Source organism: Brevibacillus formosus (assembly GCF_003013405.1).
In the GTDB taxonomy this organism is placed as follows: Bacteria; Bacillota; Bacilli; order Brevibacillales; family Brevibacillaceae; genus Brevibacillus; species Brevibacillus formosus.
Window position 1 is genome coordinate 1 of the sequence record NZ_PXZL01000040.1, and the last position, 16135, is coordinate 16135.

Consider the following 16135-nt stretch of genomic DNA (forward strand, 5'->3'; position numbering starts at 1 on the left):
GTTGTTCCAGTCGTTCCAGTCGTTCCAGTCGTTCCGGTGGCTCCAGTTGCTCCGGTCTCTCCTGTTGTTCCGATTGCTCCAGTTGCTCCGGTCTCTCCCGTTACTCCGGTTGCCCCAGTCGCTCCCGTTACTCCGGTTGCTCCAGTGGCTCCAGTTGCTCCAGTTGCTCCGGTCTCTCCTGTTGTTCCAGTTTCTCCGGTTGCCCCAGTCACTCCGGTTGTTCCAGTCTCTCCGGCTGTTCCTGTTACTCCGGTCGTTCCCGTTACTCCTGTTGCTCCTGTTGTTCCAGTTTCTCCGGCTGCCCCAGTCGCTCCGGTTGTTCCTGTTACTCCGGTTGCTCCTGTTGTTCCAGTTTCTCCGGTTGCCCCAGTCGCTCCGGTGGTTCCTATTACTCCGGTCTCTCCCGTTACTCCTGTTGCTCCGGCGGTTCCCGTTGTTCCAGTGGTTCCAGTTGATCCCGCTATTCCAGTGACTCCGGTCTCACCTGTTGCCCCAGTCTCTCCCGTGCCTCCAGTTGCTCCGGTCTCTCCTGTTGATCCAGTAGTTCCGGTATCTCCCGCTGCTCCGGTGGTTCCTGTTGCTCCAGTCGCTCCAGTTGCCCCGGTCTCTCCTGTTGCTCCGGTTGCTCCAGTTATTCCAGTGGCTCCAGTTGTTCCGGTCTGCCCTGTCGTTCCTGTTGCTCCAGCCTCTCCAGTCGCTCCCGTTGCTCCTCTCGCCCCAGTCGCCCCAGTCGCTCCGCGTGGTCCCCTCGGTCCAGTTACTCCAGTTGCTCCTGTCGATCCAGTTGATCCAGTTGATCCCGTAGGTCCAGTCGGCCCTGTAATCCTCCTTACCGGATGTTTAGAAGCATCCAGCACAGCCTCCAATTTCTTTTGCAAAAGCATGTCTTGCTTTGTCGTTGCTTCGAGCATGTCCCGCACACTCTTGTTTAACTCAAGCAAATCCGCAATGGTGGCTCCTGGTCCAGATAGCCCAGGAATTGTCCCGAGTGCATACTGAATTTTTTCAGCTTCCGCATTTAAAATATGGCTAAGCCCCAACTCTTCCATTGCTAAAGAAGACAGCATTAAATTGAGCGCTTCATCACGCCCTATATGAATGGTCGGGGTGATATTCGGTATATTTGGAAATGACATGATTCCCCTCCTCTTTGAAAAGGATGTTTCCCCTCCCTCATGAGTTGTTACACAAGTTATCGAAGTGCATTACCAAACCGTAAACGGGTCTTAGTTTTCATCCATCCTCTTCCTCCAAAAAAGAAGCCATCCCCCTTAATTTAAAAAGGGATTCCAACAAACTGTCGTGCAGTTCTCACCAGTAACGGATGGAAAATCTCCTTCTTTAATCAACGAGGATCGATTCTATTTTTGTAGAGAAGACCCATGCGAAAATAACAACTACCCCCATACAATACGGACAACCAAGAAGGAGTATAGCCATCTAGTGTTCTACCGAATCCAATTGCTCCAGTCCTGCAAAATAAGCTTCGTTGTACGCTACACTTGGATGTGTCGGGTAAAACAGCTTTGCCATGTCGTGATGAATTTTCGCCTTTCGTTGATCCCCGATCCGATCGTAGCAGTAGCACAGCTGTATATGAGGGAGCCACGTCCATGCCGATTCATCTACCTTCCCCATGGAATCTTGCGGCCGCTCCAATAATGTCGCTTGCCGGTACCAGTAAATGGCCTTCGGGAAATCCTGCTTCTCCACAAAAAAAGCCCCCATCCTGCAGCAAATCTCCGCACGCGGAAGGTCGATCGCGAGTGTCCTGGTCAAAGATTGAATCTGTTTTTCAGGCTGCTTCAAGTGAGCGTAACACTCTGACTGCTTCTGACACGCCCAAATTTGATCCTCGATCCAGCCCAAACCTCCGTCCAAAAACAGCTGATACTGCTCAGCCGCCTCTTCGTACCTCGCATGATCGAACAATTCATTTGCAAAATAAAATTGGTCACGCGGTTCAAAAACCTCGCCTTTTTCCTTGCGCTTTACATAAATTTGCAAATTTCGGTCTGTATACGGCTTATTTTTTTGATGAGTAATGGCGATTTCACTATGCAAAATTTCCCCCGCAACAGCCAAATACTCGTGGACTGCCCCATGCCAAACAAAGTTACACTTCCTTTTGACGAGGCGATTTCTCCGTAAATAGTGAACGGGCTTCCCTCGCTCATCTACCGTTAAGTGGTAGGGCATCGAGACACTGTCGTAATCAAAATTGTCCAAGGCCTTTAGTGCAGCAAATCGTTCTCGATCTACCTCCAAAAGCGCATCGTCCGCATCCAGCCAAAAAATGTACGTCATCTTGGCTTGCGCAAAAGCAAAGTTACGAGCTGCTGAGAAATCGTCCACCCAGGTAAAATCAAATAACCGAGCACCATAGGTCAATGCAATTTCTTTAGTCCGATCAGTCGACCCTGTATCGACAATGATGATTTCATCCACCAAATCGCAGACCGTCGACAAGCATCGACCGAGTGATTCTTCCTCATCCCGAACGATCATGCACAAGCTAACCGTGAACATGCAGATCGCCCCCTCCCTAGAAAATCATTTTCTCAACATCCTATTTCCTTCCATCCCCCTTTATGTATCCGTACTTTCATAACCATCTGCTCGCACGAATATGGTGTAACAATATGTTCTGACAACACCGAAAAGAAGGTGATCATCGAATGAGCCCCCCTCTCCTTTCACTATGCATGATCGTCAAAGACGAAGCAGACCAGATAGAAGCATGTCTGTCCAGCGTGCATATGGTGGTAGACGAGATCATTGTTGTCGATACAGGATCAACCGATGGTACACAGGATATTTGTCGGAAATACGGAGCGAAAGTTCTGGAGATTCCTTGGGAAAACAGCTTTGCGAAAGCGAGAAACGCCGGATTGCAGGTTGCCAAGGGCGAGTGGATTTTATGGCTGGATGCGGATGAAATTGTACAGGAAGAAAAACCGGGAGTGCTTCGTCAGGCTGTAAGTGCCAGTAAAGGCGACGCCTTTTTTATGAAAATGATTCATTACACTGGTTTGCAAAAGGAGCAAGCTTCGCGCCACTGCGCCTACCGATCCGGGCAAATCCGCTTATTTCGCAACAAAAAAGGGTTCCGATTTGTGAGAGACATACACGAAGTGCTTCAATGGCCGACCACCGTTTCCAGGGATATCGCGGTTCCTTTGCTCCCTGTACATATCCACCATCTCGGATATATGGACGATGCCGTTCAACGAAAGCAAAAAGCTTTGCGCAACTTGAGATTATTACGTCACGAAAGAAAGCAATCCAAACAAGACCCGTGGTGCGATTACCATCTCGCAAACGAATTTTTTCGCGCCAAACAATTAGAGCATGCATTTACACTGGTGAATCAAGCAATGAAAGGCTTTTTGACCACCAAACAACCTCCCCCGTCTATTTGCTACAAGCTGAAATTCGATATTCTTTTCCAGCATGGCAGTATGCGCGGAGCATGGCCGGGGATTGCACGGGCTATTCAAATCTACCCCAATTATGTAGACCTTCATTTTTACAAAGGCGTTTTCCTGATGGAGCATGGTCTGTATGCCGAGGCGATAAAAGCTTTCGAGTATTGCTTGGAAATCGGGGACAATCAGTGGGAGCATTTTAGTGAGCAAGGAATGGGGAGCTTTTACGCTTTTCACTTTTTGGGACGATGCATGGAGCGCATGGGCAAGACACATGAATCCCTTGTCTACGATTACACAGCCAGCTCCATACATGCTTCCTACTTCGAACAAAAGCGAGAGGTGGTGCTATGAGCGTGAAAACAAGGGTGCTAATCGGAAGTCCAGTTTGTCAGGAACCAGATGTTCTCCGGATGTTTTTGTTTTCGTTAGAGAGGCTGTCGAGCTCAAATTTGACGTTGCACTATTTGTTCGTTGATGACAACACCGATCCGCTTTCGAGCAATATCCTTCAAAACTTTGCAGACAAACAAACGGGACAGGTTGACATTATCCCCGCTACTGGCAGCCTCCATCCTTACACATGCGATGAGAGGACCCATGACTGGAGCGAAGCACTCGTTTGGAAGGTCGCTGGATTCAAAGACGAAATGATCGCCCGCGCCAAACACCACGATTATGATGCCCTCTTCCTCATCGATTCGGATTTGCTTCTCCAGCCAGCTACTTTGGAAGTTTTGCTCGCTTCTGAAAAAGAGATCATATCTGAAATCTTCTGGACGAGCTGGACACCAGATACCGTCCCGGCCCCTCAGGTGTGGCTCAAAGACGAATACACCCAATTCGAATGCGCACGCCATGAACAAATTTCCTTGGAAGAACAATACCTGCGGAAATACGCTTTCTACGGGCAACTTCGTGTGCCCGGCGTATATGAGGTAGGTGGTTTAGGGGCTTGCACCCTCATCCGCAGAAAAGCTTTGCAAGCTGGCGTGAGCTTTAAGCAAATTTCAAATCTGAGCTTCTGGGGAGAGGACCGCCATTTCTGCATCCGGGCGCAGGCTCTGGGTTTGTCCCTTTTTGTGGATACACACCATCCCGCTTTTCATCTCTATCGGGAGAGTGACTTTGCGGAAGCGCGAATCTGGATGAAGCAAATCTACGGCTCCGCTCCTTTACGCGTCAAAACCACTCGTCCTCCTGTCAATACGATTACTCTTGGAAACTAACCCATTATATGGTACACTGGTACCACGTCTATTTGGATGGAAAGGTACGGTAACTACGTATGCCAACAACTACTTTGTAATGGCCTAAAAAACTGGATAGCTTGCCCTTCGGAAAACAAACGGTTTTTCGCACAGGTGCAGTCTGCCCTTTTTTCCCATTACAAAGGAACGTAACGAAATCTGTAGGTGTATATCCTAACGGAGGTTCGCTATGGGAATCTCCGTTTTTTTGTGTCCAAAAACAGGCCTGCCCTACAGGACATCCAAATAGCAGGTGCGTTCCTTTCACTTTTTATACGAGGTGAAGGACCATGCATACCATCGAGCATACGTGGGTTTTACGTGAAAATCATGAGAATCAGCCAGTACGGCGATATTGCAGCAATTGCGGGCGAACCGTTCTCTTTATCGATACAAACGTCCGCCGCCACAACGCTAACGGCAAAAACATCTATCGCTTCGCTATCTATAAATGCGAAAAAAATCATACGTGGAACGAAAAGCTGGCCATCTATAAAGCCTTTACAGATCATCGGGAGGTGCCAGACACGGAGTTCAGTGAAGAAATTGCGCCGCTCCCTATTCTCCCCTTGCATGAATACCAGGAAAAGGGCGTTCAGGAAGTGACGATTCGTATAGAGAGTGCAGAGGCACGCTTCCGCCTCGACAAGCTGCTGTCTGAACAGATAGAAGGCTGGAGTCGCAGCCAAATTGTCCGCAAGATCAAGGACGGGCATATTCGACTTAATAAGCAGGAGACGAAGCCAAGCGCTGTCTTGAGTGCAGCGGATATCATTCAGATTTTGATTGGGTAAAAGTATGTATGGGAAAAGTCGCAGACGGAATCTGCGGCTTTTCTTTTATTTCTTCAATACGACCGCTTTTCTCGGCTCGTCCCACTCCACTTGCAAGCCAAGTAAATCAGCCAGCTCTCTTGTTTTCGCATAAGCAGTTCCCTTGTCGTTTACATAGGAGACTTCCTGTCCGTTTACGGTCACTTTTTGCGTGGAAGGCTCCCATTCCACTGCTCCGCCCACTGCCTCCGCAATTATCCGGATGGGTACATAGGAAACATCATCGATTAGTTTTCCTGTGGAAGTAAGTGTCAGTTCAACTGCGCACTTATCCACATCAACCTGTGGTTTTTGTGGATAAACTGTGAGAAACCTGTGGACATCCTGTTGAAACTTTGCCCATGCGTCCTTCGCTGGCATTCCCGTATAGGTTTGGGCCGTCGTATTGACAACAAAAAAGGCTGGGCAGTTTTTCCCCGTAATGTCGTAATGACGCCACAGGTGCTCGACTCCCCAGCCATGTCGTTTCAAGATATCCGCGGTCAATGCCACTGTTTGCTCGTACATTTTCGCAAAGCTTCCATCTGCATTGACGCACATTTCAATCCCAATCGTGCAGTTGTTCGGGTAGCTGCTCAATTTGGTCAATGCGGCCTGTGAATAAGTTTTCGCCCCGACATGGTAGCCCATCTCGTCCTCGGGCAGGCAGCGAATGATTTGCTTGTCGTCCACGATGTAGTGAGCGCTCGCGACTGTCGTTGGTCTGTTGAAGTAGTTTCGGTTTGCGGCGGCATTGGCCCCGCTGCGTTCGTTGGCCGTCCAGTGGATGACGACTCCTTTTGGGACGATCTTTTTTTTCGGACGGGAATTTACGTTGGTCAGAAGCATCTCGGTGATATTCATTGTTTACTAGGACTCCTTTCGTTTGGCTCGTTCAGCCTTTGCCTTGATTTCGGCGCTGACTAATCTCTCAATGGATTTGGGCATCGGCCAGCCTGCGCGGTGGGCATTGGCGGTCAGGCTTGTCCACGTGTGGTAGATGAGGCCGAAAGTGACGCCGTAGAATAAGAAGCCCGGGGTGCCCATGACGCGGTCCAGGAGATTGGCTACGGCTGGTAGGGCCATGAGGAATAAGGTGCGCGGGATTCGGGACAGGCCGTAGTCGGAGGAGTAGGACTGGTCCTTTTTGGCGGCGGAGATGCCTGTGATCCAGTCGAGGACGATCATGAAGAAGAGGACGATGAGGATGTCTTGGCGGTTGGTGCCGTATAGATAGAGAAAGGCGGGCGACACGATTGCACCTGCTGTTGTCGCCCAGGCGTTTGCTGGGGTTGCGATGCTTTCTAGGCTGTGTAGGGATTTCATAGTTTCGTACCTCCTCGCCTCTTTTTGGGAAAAACTTAAGGGAGCCCCATTTGTAGCTCCCTAAAAATGCCATGCTATTCTTTGTAGTAGACTGAATTTTATCCACGTTTACCGAGTGATACTCTTCCCACTAATCGGACATCAAATTACACCTGCGGTAGGAAACTTAATTTCCACTGTCCCGAGCAGGGGGGAAACTGCCACGAACAAAAAGAAGGTCAAAGGGCTTCAAGTTCATACCCTCGACCTCCTACCAGTTGATCTGGTCAACTTCTTCTTTTGTGGTTGCAGCTTCGACTTTTCCTTTTAGTGTCCAATACTTCTCGATATGTTGTTGCTTATACTGGCCCGCCTCAAAAACCACATCGATAAACTGAGCTTTGGTCAAGGTAACGATACCAGCGTCCTCCGTCTTCCACTGAGTATCTGTCAACTCAGGCTTGAGCAAAAACAAAGTACTTTGCTGGTTGAAGTTAGCCTGATCCTCTTCATTAAAACGGAAGGTGTGGCTGGTTGAGGTAGATAAGAAGCCAGCATGAATCGCTTTGAAGCATTCGGTGTTCAGGAAGTCGATCTTTGCTTTTTTCACCTGTTCTAGTGGTGCTGCTGGCGGTGTCAGATCCCAAAGGATTGCTTTCGTTTTCGGATCAATACGATATAGATACTGCGAAAACTTGTCCGCATCTTGACCAAAATCAAGTTGAAGGCAGCCAACCGTTTCTGGCACTCGATCCTTTAAAGCTCGGTACGCTTCGAAGTCCTGTTCCAACGTGGTTTCAACAACTGAACCCACTCTTTCTCCTGTGTCTACCAAAACATTTCCCGTTGCCATTTCATAATATATTTTTCTACCAATTTGTTTCATAAATTACTCTCCTTTCTTATTCAAAAGCATAATAGGTAACAGGTATAGAACTAGTTACCAGGAATTTCGTGCTAAATCCGCTAGTCGTGATTGACCATTTCAAATCGACGTGGGCGGATCCACCTACACCTCCACCACCGAAATCCGAAAGATACTGTCCCGTCCAGTCTACTCTGTTGAGGGAGTATGGTTTGTATCCACCACTACCATCGACATTATAGATCGTGACATCCCCATCAATTGGTAGGTGAATTTTGCGGTAGTATGCGTAGCCCCTAGAGGTGCTTTCTCTTGCGTGCAAGACGATCACCGAAGGCATAAAACCCAATCCCGTTACTGTGAGATTTCCGTTTGCATCGGTGGATATCGTTCCACTTGCCCATTTCTTTACACCTGATAGCAAGCCGACTTTATTAACTAATGTCTGGACACTCTCCGAACCACTAGCAACCGTACCTTTCGCAGTAATATTGGCTGCCAATGTATTTTTTGCATTTTGAATTTTAGTGATAATAGTCGCAACATCATCTGTACTTGCCGCAGGACTACCAACAACTGATGCAAGATCAGCTTTTTGATTGATGCATTCCATCGTTTGTAGAGAAGTTATGATGTCCTTGATTGACGCAGTACTTGGTAATTGTGCCAAGATAACCCTCCTCATTCGTAAGCTTTCCAAATGATATTTTTATATGTGTAGCCGGAATAACTGCCATTTGTTAATACGAATCCATTAGAAACGGGACGATCTTTTACATAGACTCCATCAGTACGATCAGAAACCCATTGTAGCGATCCATCAATCATGGTTCTGAGAAAGTTAATGCTGTGGTAATTTACGTCAACTCCGTTGCTGAGCTGACCCAAAAACTCAACCATTACGATTGCTGGAACGAAGTCTAACGGGACTGATGTGGTAGCTTGAGCAGATAATGAGGAAATTGTCCCGGTCGCTATTTTTTTCCCCGTCTTAACTTGTGGAATAGCTTGTTGAATCGCTACCCATGTTGAGGCGGCTGTGAGACCGAGAGATTTCTCAGTGCTTACGGCATTCAAGGCGTTCACGATATTCGTCTTTACGGTGCTTTGGTTAGTGTCAGCCGCATTGACTATATCTATCAGCGCTTTTTTATCTGCCCCATTAATCCCTTTCCCCATACCGTGATCCCGAAGAATATCACTTATCATGCACTTGGCACCTCACTTACCACATCACCATCAGCATCGTAAGAAATGGTTACTGTCACTGTACTATCAACCGTCGCGCCGTCCGTTTTGTAGTAAACTCGCGTATCAGTCTGATAATTCCCTTTCGCATCAGGATTTGAAAGTGTAGATTTCATGTACAAAGTGTTATCCGCTACTCTTCGGTACTCAACAATCTTGAATATTCCGTTTGCATCTTTGCTACTTTTATTTTTCTTGAAATTCGCCAGTTGATCTGCAACCAAACGGCTGCTGGCGTCCCGTGTAGGGATTTGATTAGCCCCTTGCCCTATGGTCTTACCTCCGACACTGGCAGCATCACCCGTGATACTAAAGGCTCCTTTTCCAGCTCCATCAAGACGGGCAATCTTATTCGCCCCACTTGCGGCCACCTCCGATTCTTTGACAAACATATCCTTCGATACAATGTTTCTGTTATCAACCGAAGTAATGATAGAACTAGCATCCGTAGCAAAGTACCACAGGTTGCATTTAGCATCAGCAGCTTCCTGAGAAGTTGTGTTTTTCACCACTCCATCAGAATCCAAGAAAATATACTGACCTTGCGTGGCGCTTAACTTAATACTCCCTGCATTTACTTCAAATCGCACTCCATTTGCATAGGCCACACCAGCTGTCCATTGAGCTGTTAATCCACTTGCTGAAAATTCCAACCCAGAAACCACCGGACTACCAATCACTGTCTGCGCCAAGGCCTCAGTAAGCACCTGCGCTTCAGCAATCCCTTGCTCCATTTTATTCAACCGTGTTGCCGTTACCTTTGTTCCCTGCTGTACAACATCCCCTGTTACGGGGTCAACAATATGGTCAACCCAGGTCGTCTTTTGATAAGCCACCTATACCACCTTCACTTCCAGAGAAAATTCAAAAGCAACCAATAGCCCGCTGTCACCCTTTACCACCTGCATGTTTTTAATTGCTAGAGCGTTACCCTCACTGTCCACTAATACCGCCGACTGAATACGCCCTTGTGCCTGTACATCGTCTAAGTAGATATATTTGGTTACTTTGAAGCCATTTTTAATTGTTTTGTAGATCGGATAGGATCGTAGCGTACCGTCTACGTTAATCAATGCCCCTTTAATCTGATTACTTAAATCATCTCGTAACAATTCTAGTAACCGATTTTGGATGATAGCCAAGCCTTACACCTCCCCTTCTGGATACATCATGTTTGTTAGTGGAAAGTTCACCGCATGAAAGCGAGTAGCCTCAGCAACCTGCACCGTTTCTCGGAAAATGCGTCCTTCCATATCGTCTTCAGGATAGAACATTCCACAGATTGGATATTCAACCTCAATAAACCGAGTTGGAGCTGAAATAAGGATATCCTCACCTCTGCTGATAACTGCCACCCTGCTACTATTGACATGCAAAGGCCGTATCCACTCAAAATCCTTGGACAACCTCACAGCATTAACTGGTTGTTCTGCTGAGAATTCAAAAACAATCTCCTTATTCGGGAAATCCTCTGTTACTTTCTCTAGCTCTCCAGCAGCTTGCCCCATTGCTTCTAGTACAGGTAAAGTAAATGGCGACCTAGCCCAATGCTTTCTTTGGATGTTTTTACGTCGCTCTTCAATGGACTGCAATTGCTTACTGCCAAAGTAGATCCAATCCCAGACATCCAGCCCCCAGGTAGCTGACCATGGGCTAAACTGCTGTAGGATGTCCTCACGCTGCAAATCGAAAGCATCTACAACTGTCTCTGCACCTTCAAAGTTATATTCCGCCACTTCATTCTCGTACCATTGCGGCGGCAGCATCCGCCGATAGCGTTCTGGAATCATGCTGTCACCGCCATGGTCAGTGTCGATACAGAGTCAGCAGGCACAGTCACATTCAATTCCGCGCCGTTTAAGGTGTAGCCTGTGAAATCTATTACCCCATCCACGAAAAAGAGCGCTCCGATCTGCTGGTACAAGATCTGAGAACGCCCTTTTAGGTAGGTTTTGATTTGCTTAGTAATTTGGTCTTTGACCTTCTCGATTTCCGCATCTGGTCGCAAAGCAAGTTTTACAGCGATAGTCACCGGATACACTTTCGCGGGTAACACCTGCAAGTCGTGCAAGGCCCTGCGTTTGTCTTCCAGTTTCGTCCGTACACTGTTAGCCAGTTCCTGCCCCGCAGGGTTGCCTGTCAGGTCTGTGATATACACGTCGATAGATAGGTCATGCCGCGCCTTCTCAATAGCAACTGCTCCTCCTACCCCATCTACATTTCGCGCCCACCGCTCGTAATCTTGGCGTCTGCCGTCTCCTTCTTCTGTGCGGGCTCGATCAATGAGGCGTTGTCGGTAAGCATCGTCTGTCTCTCCCTCATTGCGAGATAAGCCGAAGAATACGCCCGTAGCATCCAGAAATTCCCCGTCTGCCCAGGGTAGAAACCGCTGGAGAAAACCGTACTCAAATAACTGCTGCTGATCGCTGATCTCCTCTGCGATCGGATAACCGAGGTCATAAAAGATTTCTCCCTCTTCCGTCGCTGGTGGCGTCTCTCCACGCTTTTGCGCTATCAGGGCCATCCGATTTGCCATCCGCTGATAAATCTGATCCGGGGTTTCCCTGAGAATCGGCATTTCTGGTTTGTCTAACGTTGCCATGTATTCACCTCCGTCCTAGTTGTCCCTCTCATGCCCTCAATTTCGAGCGAAAAAATGACCCCATTGTTCTCAAACCGAATGTCTACCACTTCCGCACGCTCTATCTCACTATGGGCCTCTAGCGCCTCTTGTGCTTGCGTCTTAATCGCTGGCAATGAAATGCCCGAGCGCATCCTTCCAGTCTCGTATAGAAAGTCTACACCGTATCGTTCCGAGTAAATCTCATACCGGAAACGACGCGTATTCAGGATTTTCTTTGCTGTCTCTTCCAAATACTCCGCATAGGTAGTCGTCCTCAAATAACGACCATCTAGCCCCTGCATCAATTGTTTAGTGGTCCAGTCGAATTTATATGTCCATGGAATCGGGTTATCTGGAGATTGAACCAGTTGTGTTTCGTCTCCGTTCAGCTCTGGAAACATTACTCCACCACCCCAAGCAGGAGGTATTGCTCGTTGTTGCATCGCAACAGGGCTACTTTTTTGCCCACATCTTCTGGCTTAAATTGGGCAGAACGCAATGCCGACAGCTCATACGGCTCCAAGGGTGTCGGGTCCTCGTCCAGCTTTACAGACAAGGGCGACAGCGACAAAAGCTTGCCGAACTCCCCTTGCGTATTCTCGATGCCATCCTGCGCATGCCCTCTCAGTTTTGCAATAACGGAATGCATCCCTTACGTCCTCCTTTCCAATTGAAGATCCATTGTGTATTGTCCGCCCTGCCAGCGTGCCTGGCAGTTGGTGACGAGCCAATCTGTGATGGTTTTATTGTCTTTTTCCATGATCTTGATGAGCCAGCCCGCACGCAGCCTAGCTGCATTTTCATCCTCGTGCCTGACCGAAATGGAGCGTGTCTTAGGAATTTTGGACAACTCCGCAAGCTGCTTTGCTGCCATTCCTGCTACATTTTTGTCCTCGCCTGCATCGATGACTTTTTGCATACGTCCGATTTGTTTGACCAGGCTATCATTTGATTTCGTTGCACTGCTCACGACCCGATCATCTCGGTAGCGCTCTACTGTCACAACGGTGTAAACATCCTCGATACTTTCTCCCGTCGAACTGCTTGCGAGTAAACTAGCCTTGAACATCGGGATAATACTGTTTTTCCCCTCGGGCAGTACCGTCAGCTTATCGCGCTGATACTGCACGAAATAGCGGATGCCTGTCTTTTCGTAAGCTTGCTCTGTCAGCGAAGTAAAGAGAGACGTGTATGATTGGGACGAGATTCTCTCTTTGACCGTAAAGCCGAACGCCGGGCAGCTAAAGTTGATACCTGCCGACTTGATAATTCGCGCAAGCTCCGTCCCTGCATCCCCGTCCAGCTTGAGTCTAGAGATTTCATTTTTTTGCATATACCAGCCCAACTCGTATGCTGTTGCGGATAGATCGCCTGTCCGATCATCCCGGTCAAAACGAACGAGTGGGCCATGGAAAAGCTGCTGGGATTCTTTTAACTCTGCACCTGCAAAGAGCATCAAAAAACCCGCCGATTGCAGCGGCGGGCCTTCCTTGATTCTCACATCACAATTTTGAGCAATTTGTCCCCTGGCCGAGGACCAGGAAAGCTCGGTAACGGCTGGGGTCAGGTCATAGCGGGTCTGTTCTTTTCCGTAAATGACTTTCATTTCGTCTGCCCTCCGTTACATTCTGTTTTCTCTTTCTAGCTTTTCGTGAATCTCTCTTTTCCTATCTTCCAATTTTTTGCTGTCTATCCGTGGAGCCGCTTGCTGCTTCTTCGTCTTCTTGGCTACCTTCCCGCTCGTGTTCGGGCGAGCTGGCTGCTGTTTCGTAATGACCGCCCCCGGGGATAGAAGCTGTGTCTGATTGCTCCACGTAATGAATTCGTCTTTGACAAACAGCGGCAGCTCAATCGAGCCGTGAAAATCGACGTTTTTTCCTTGGAATTTTCCGTCACATGGCCCGATGAGCACATTCCACGCCAAATCAAGCTCGTCTATAGTCAAAAGCGCTTCAGAGCCCGTTAAGCGATCCAATCCAGCAAGCCACTGTCTGGGCCCTTGATAGCCCTGTACCTCGACATAGGGAGCCGTACTGTCACCGGGTAAGATAAAGTCAAAGGAGATAGACTTTGGGCGTCTGGAAGAGATGCGGTTGCCGGACAATAATGTAATCGATGTCGTGCTTTCGATGTCGTTGCCATAGCCGCGAAACTGGATTTCCGCAGGTGTAACCGGAAATGTCAGCCTGTATTTGCCTTGGAGGCGGATCATGTGGTTACTCCTCCCCTCGTCTCTAGTGCATCCAGTAGAGAACGTTCGATGATGGCCTTGATTCTCTGCGCGACAGATGGATCGCTGAGCATTTTTAACATGGTCGGGATATCTTGTAGTACGCCTTGTACGTGCAGTGGAATCGAAACTTGCGGAATAGAAATGGAGACAGGCTGCGGATTCCCAGTTGAGTTGCCAACAGGCGAGTGATTCGGAGCAGCAGGACTTGCTTGAATTGCTGGTTTCATAGCTGCAGATGCCGCAGGAGTCTTGTCCTGCCACCACGACCTGACCCTATCGTATAGGGCACCACCCGCCGTTGATCCACCCATGCCACCAATAAGCCCACCAACTATCCCCCCGATTGCTGTACCAATCCCAGGTAACACCGAACCAATAGCTGCTCCAGTAGCCGCTCCCGCTGCTGCTCCTCCCCAGCCACCAAGTGCTTCTGCCCCCACTTGTGCTGCAGTATCCAGCTTGTTCGCTGAGCCTGCAATAGCTGTGACGCCTAGTAAAGTTCCAAGAAGAGGAACCCTTCTAAGTCCTCCTTTCAGCAATTGTTTCCAGCCACCTTTGCTGGCAGCTTTACCAGTCTCACCATGATTGCCGCCACTATCTGGTCCGGGTTGATTTCCTGCAGAAGAGGGAGTTGGCGCACTGTTTTGATTTTTGTTTTTGCCGTCAGTTTTCTCTGCTTCTTTTTGCGGATTACCGCCACCAGCGTCCGGTTGTTTTTTTCCTGCCGGAGAAGTTGTTGGGGCATTGTTTTGACCTCTGCTCGTTGTTTTCCCCGCTTGTCCTTGAGGAACACCACTATTCGAAGCAGATTTTTCTCCTGTTGGAGGGCGATCCCGAGAACTTTTTTTCTTTGATTCCTTTTTAGAAGAAGGTCTTTGTGTGCCATCGCAGCAACAGCAGCAGTCTTTTCCGCCAGTCCCTTCTTGAGGAAACTTTTCTTTGGATGTCCGAAGATCTTTGATTTTTCTCAGTTGAGATATTTTATGGTACAGAGCACTGCCAAGGATTAGTAATCCTCCGGTAAAAATCGCAGTACTTTTTATCGACTCGTCCAAAGAGTTAAACGAGCCCATTACTCCTTCAGCTGCTTTCGAAATCCCTGTATTTATCCCAGACATTTGTTCTGCGTACTGAGTCGCGATCTCGATGGCCTCGTTTCTCGCCATCGCTTGTGCCTGCCCAAGTTTAAAATAAACATCATTCTGTGCGGACAGTTGATGCGCATTCACCGCTTCATTCCCGACTTTATATGCGCTCTCTTTCCCCATTTCCGGCACAAAAGCCCCTGTAGCCGTATCTTTTACTTCTCGCAGACCCTTCGCCACGTCAACTCCGGCATCGCCTTTCAAAGTATCGAATGCACGTTGTTGTAACGTTTTATCCTGGATGCTAGAAAAAGTCATCAGGAGTTTTCCGAGGGCGATATTTATTGTTTCTTTCTCCCCCGTTGCAAGACTTCGATTCAGCGTTGCTATATCTTGGGCGGCCTTGGCCTTTGCATCCTTCTTATTTTGAGCCTTGTAATGCTTCTCAAGAATTGCGGCGAGATCACCATTATCCGACATCTTCATTGCATTCTCATACAGCGCTCCATACGTTTTAAAATCATTCAAAAGGTTCCCTATTGAGACAAAGGTAGCGGACATTTTTTCAGGCGTATTCAGCAAATTGCCATTCTGAAGGTTGAAATGAGCCATAGACTCCACAAATTTTCCAGTCGCGGCTCCCCCTCCCTTGTTACTTAAATACTGAACGGCATTTGACTGCCTAACGGTACTTTCATCACCAGTAGAAATCTCAATGGAGCTCATCATTTTCATGATTTCATCTTCCGTAAACCTCGTCGTATTTTTCAGCATGCCTGCTTTTTCTGCGTACTTTAAACCATTAGATGCATGCACAAGTTCGGCTTTGGCGATGAGGCTGTATGCTTGATCTTTCTTTATATCAGGGTTGAGCTCACGTATGATTATGGAAGTCTCTTCTACCTTCAGGAGTTGCTCATTACTTTTGCCACCAATTTCAAAAAGCGTCTTTTCTCTTTCTGTCGCCTGAGCTTCTTGGGCAACCGAACTCAGTGTTGTTCCAAGAGCCTTTTCGATCATGGGAGTTAGTGAGCCCAGAAGTCCTTTTGCGAAACCGTCATATTTACCTACTAAATCAAACGTTTCCATCATTGTTCCTGCCATTCTTTCACCTCCTTGTCCTCCCAGATGTCTACCCCCAGCAGAACCGAGAAAAAGCCGGGAGACCTACCCCCCAGCCCTTTCCTCGTCCTCTGCTTCAATCATCTGACAAGCAAAAATAAACAGCTTCTGCTTGTACAAATCGACTTCGTACTCGAGTAGATCCGACGGGCGGCCTCTGCCTT

19 protein-coding genes are annotated in these 16135 nt (G+C 48.2%); 3 read left to right on the forward strand and 16 right to left on the reverse strand.

Going from position 1 to position 16135, the window contains the following annotated elements; translation table 11 throughout:
* Positions 1-1136, reverse strand: a 1136-nt coding sequence (locus C7R91_RS27625; RefSeq protein ID WP_502527966.1) for an alpha-helical endospore appendage domain-containing protein, incomplete at its 3' end; no start/stop codon positions are given.
* Between the two features lie 304 nt (positions 1137-1440).
* A complete protein-coding gene (locus tag C7R91_RS27630) occupies positions 1441-2529 on the reverse strand; it encodes a glycosyltransferase family 2 protein (protein ID WP_047069564.1) in 1089 nt (362 codons plus the stop codon).
* Positions 2530-2678: 149 nt separating this feature from the next.
* Between C7R91_RS27630 and C7R91_RS27635 the strand changes: the two genes are divergently transcribed.
* The 3 genes from C7R91_RS27635 (at position 2679) to C7R91_RS27645 (ending at position 5472) form a co-directional block, all read left to right on the forward strand.
* A complete protein-coding gene (locus C7R91_RS27635) occupies positions 2679-3782 on the forward strand; it encodes a glycosyltransferase family 2 protein (RefSeq protein ID WP_047069565.1) in 1104 nt (367 codons plus the stop codon).
* On the forward strand, positions 3779-4657 hold the full coding sequence (locus C7R91_RS27640) for a hypothetical protein (protein ID WP_047069566.1): 879 nt from the start codon (positions 3779-3781) through the stop codon (positions 4655-4657). Before C7R91_RS27635 ends, C7R91_RS27640 begins: the two co-directional genes overlap by 4 nt.
* A gap of 311 nt (positions 4658-4968) precedes the next feature.
* A complete protein-coding gene (locus C7R91_RS27645; protein WP_047069567.1) occupies positions 4969-5472 on the forward strand; it encodes a S4 domain-containing protein in 504 nt (167 codons plus the stop codon).
* Positions 5473-5517: 45 nt separating this feature from the next.
* Here the strand turns inward: C7R91_RS27645 and C7R91_RS27650 are convergent, their stop codons facing one another.
* The 14 genes from C7R91_RS27650 to C7R91_RS27715 form a co-directional block, all read right to left on the reverse strand.
* On the reverse strand, positions 5518-6354 hold the full coding sequence (locus C7R91_RS27650) for an N-acetylmuramoyl-L-alanine amidase (RefSeq protein ID WP_047069568.1): 837 nt from the start codon (positions 6352-6354) through the stop codon (positions 5518-5520).
* Positions 6355-6360: 6 nt separating this feature from the next.
* Positions 6361-6816: a phage holin family protein gene (locus C7R91_RS27655; protein ID WP_047069569.1), complete on the reverse strand. Its 456-nt coding sequence runs from the start codon at positions 6814-6816 to the stop codon at positions 6361-6363.
* A 250-nt stretch (positions 6817-7066) separates the two neighbouring features.
* Positions 7067-7681, reverse strand: coding sequence for a DUF4376 domain-containing protein (locus C7R91_RS27660; RefSeq protein WP_047069570.1), 615 nt, complete (start codon positions 7679-7681; stop codon positions 7067-7069).
* 16 nt (positions 7682-7697) lie between these two features.
* Positions 7698-8330 (reverse strand): hypothetical protein, encoded by a 633-nt coding sequence (locus C7R91_RS27665; protein ID WP_052773383.1) that lies wholly within the window; start codon positions 8328-8330, stop codon positions 7698-7700.
* A gap of 11 nt (positions 8331-8341) precedes the next feature.
* Positions 8342-8869 (reverse strand): hypothetical protein, encoded by a 528-nt coding sequence (locus C7R91_RS27670; protein WP_052773384.1) that lies wholly within the window; start codon positions 8867-8869, stop codon positions 8342-8344.
* Complete coding sequence (locus tag C7R91_RS27675) at positions 8866-9744, reverse strand: hypothetical protein (protein ID WP_052773385.1); 879 nt, start codon at positions 9742-9744, stop codon at positions 8866-8868. Before C7R91_RS27675 ends, C7R91_RS27670 begins: the two co-directional genes overlap by 4 nt.
* Positions 9745-10050, reverse strand: a complete 306-nt coding sequence (locus C7R91_RS27680) for a hypothetical protein (protein WP_017251829.1) — start codon at positions 10048-10050, stop codon at positions 9745-9747. It lies immediately after the preceding gene.
* Between the two features lie 3 nt (positions 10051-10053).
* Positions 10054-10698 carry a DUF2313 domain-containing protein gene (locus tag C7R91_RS27685; RefSeq protein ID WP_047069571.1) on the reverse strand — a complete coding sequence of 215 codons (645 nt, stop codon included), beginning with the start codon at positions 10696-10698 and terminating at the stop codon, positions 10054-10056.
* Entirely contained in the window at positions 10695-11510 is an 816-nt protein-coding gene (locus tag C7R91_RS27690; protein ID WP_047069572.1) for a baseplate J/gp47 family protein, read from the reverse strand. The genes C7R91_RS27685 and C7R91_RS27690 overlap by 4 nt, the downstream gene beginning before the upstream one ends.
* Positions 11498-11932, reverse strand: a complete 435-nt coding sequence (locus tag C7R91_RS27695; protein ID WP_047069573.1) for a DUF2634 domain-containing protein — start codon at positions 11930-11932, stop codon at positions 11498-11500. The genes C7R91_RS27690 and C7R91_RS27695 overlap by 13 nt, the downstream gene beginning before the upstream one ends.
* Positions 11932-12180: a hypothetical protein gene (locus C7R91_RS27700; protein ID WP_047069574.1), complete on the reverse strand. Its 249-nt coding sequence runs from the start codon at positions 12178-12180 to the stop codon at positions 11932-11934. The genes C7R91_RS27695 and C7R91_RS27700 overlap by 1 nt, the downstream gene beginning before the upstream one ends.
* A 3-nt stretch (positions 12181-12183) precedes the next feature.
* Positions 12184-13137, reverse strand: a complete 954-nt coding sequence (locus tag C7R91_RS27705; protein ID WP_047069575.1) for an XkdQ/YqbQ family protein — start codon at positions 13135-13137, stop codon at positions 12184-12186.
* Between the two features lie 15 nt (positions 13138-13152).
* Positions 13153-13743, reverse strand: coding sequence for a hypothetical protein (locus C7R91_RS27710; protein WP_047069576.1), 591 nt, complete (start codon positions 13741-13743; stop codon positions 13153-13155).
* Positions 13740-15953, reverse strand: a complete 2214-nt coding sequence (locus C7R91_RS27715) for a hypothetical protein (RefSeq protein WP_047069577.1) — start codon at positions 15951-15953, stop codon at positions 13740-13742. Before C7R91_RS27715 ends, C7R91_RS27710 begins: the two co-directional genes overlap by 4 nt.
* Positions 15954-16135: the final 182 nt, after the last annotated feature.

What these genes read in the sequence shown, in the direction of transcription:
- C7R91_RS27645 (WP_047069567.1), top strand. Translation starts at nt 4,969, where the DNA reads ATGCATACCATCGAGCATACGTGGGTTTTACGTGAAAATCATGAGAAT.
- C7R91_RS27630 (WP_047069564.1), bottom strand. Translation starts at nt 2,529, where the DNA reads ATGTTCACGGTTAGCTTGTGCATGATCGTTCGGGATGAGGAAGAATCA.
- C7R91_RS27640 (WP_047069566.1), top strand. Translation starts at nt 3,779, where the DNA reads ATGAGCGTGAAAACAAGGGTGCTAATCGGAAGTCCAGTTTGTCAGGAA.
- C7R91_RS27660 (WP_047069570.1), bottom strand. Translation starts at nt 7,681, where the DNA reads ATGAAACAAATTGGTAGAAAAATATATTATGAAATGGCAACGGGAAAT.
- C7R91_RS27650 (WP_047069568.1), bottom strand. Translation starts at nt 6,354, where the DNA reads ATGAATATCACCGAGATGCTTCTGACCAACGTAAATTCCCGTCCGAAA.
- C7R91_RS27670 (WP_052773384.1), bottom strand. Translation starts at nt 8,869, where the DNA reads ATGATAAGTGATATTCTTCGGGATCACGGTATGGGGAAAGGGATTAAT.
- C7R91_RS27705 (WP_047069575.1), bottom strand. Translation starts at nt 13,137, where the DNA reads ATGAAAGTCATTTACGGAAAAGAACAGACCCGCTATGACCTGACCCCA.
- C7R91_RS27710 (WP_047069576.1), bottom strand. Translation starts at nt 13,743, where the DNA reads ATGATCCGCCTCCAAGGCAAATACAGGCTGACATTTCCGGTTACACCT.
- C7R91_RS27700 (WP_047069574.1), bottom strand. Translation starts at nt 12,180, where the DNA reads ATGCATTCCGTTATTGCAAAACTGAGAGGGCATGCGCAGGATGGCATC.
- C7R91_RS27715 (WP_047069577.1), bottom strand. Translation starts at nt 15,953, where the DNA reads ATGGCAGGAACAATGATGGAAACGTTTGATTTAGTAGGTAAATATGAC.
- C7R91_RS27685 (WP_047069571.1), bottom strand. Translation starts at nt 10,698, where the DNA reads ATGATTCCAGAACGCTATCGGCGGATGCTGCCGCCGCAATGGTACGAG.
- C7R91_RS27690 (WP_047069572.1), bottom strand. Translation starts at nt 11,510, where the DNA reads ATGGCAACGTTAGACAAACCAGAAATGCCGATTCTCAGGGAAACCCCG.
- C7R91_RS27635 (WP_047069565.1), top strand. Translation starts at nt 2,679, where the DNA reads ATGAGCCCCCCTCTCCTTTCACTATGCATGATCGTCAAAGACGAAGCA.
- C7R91_RS27695 (WP_047069573.1), bottom strand. Translation starts at nt 11,932, where the DNA reads ATGTTTCCAGAGCTGAACGGAGACGAAACACAACTGGTTCAATCTCCA.
- C7R91_RS27655 (WP_047069569.1), bottom strand. Translation starts at nt 6,816, where the DNA reads ATGAAATCCCTACACAGCCTAGAAAGCATCGCAACCCCAGCAAACGCC.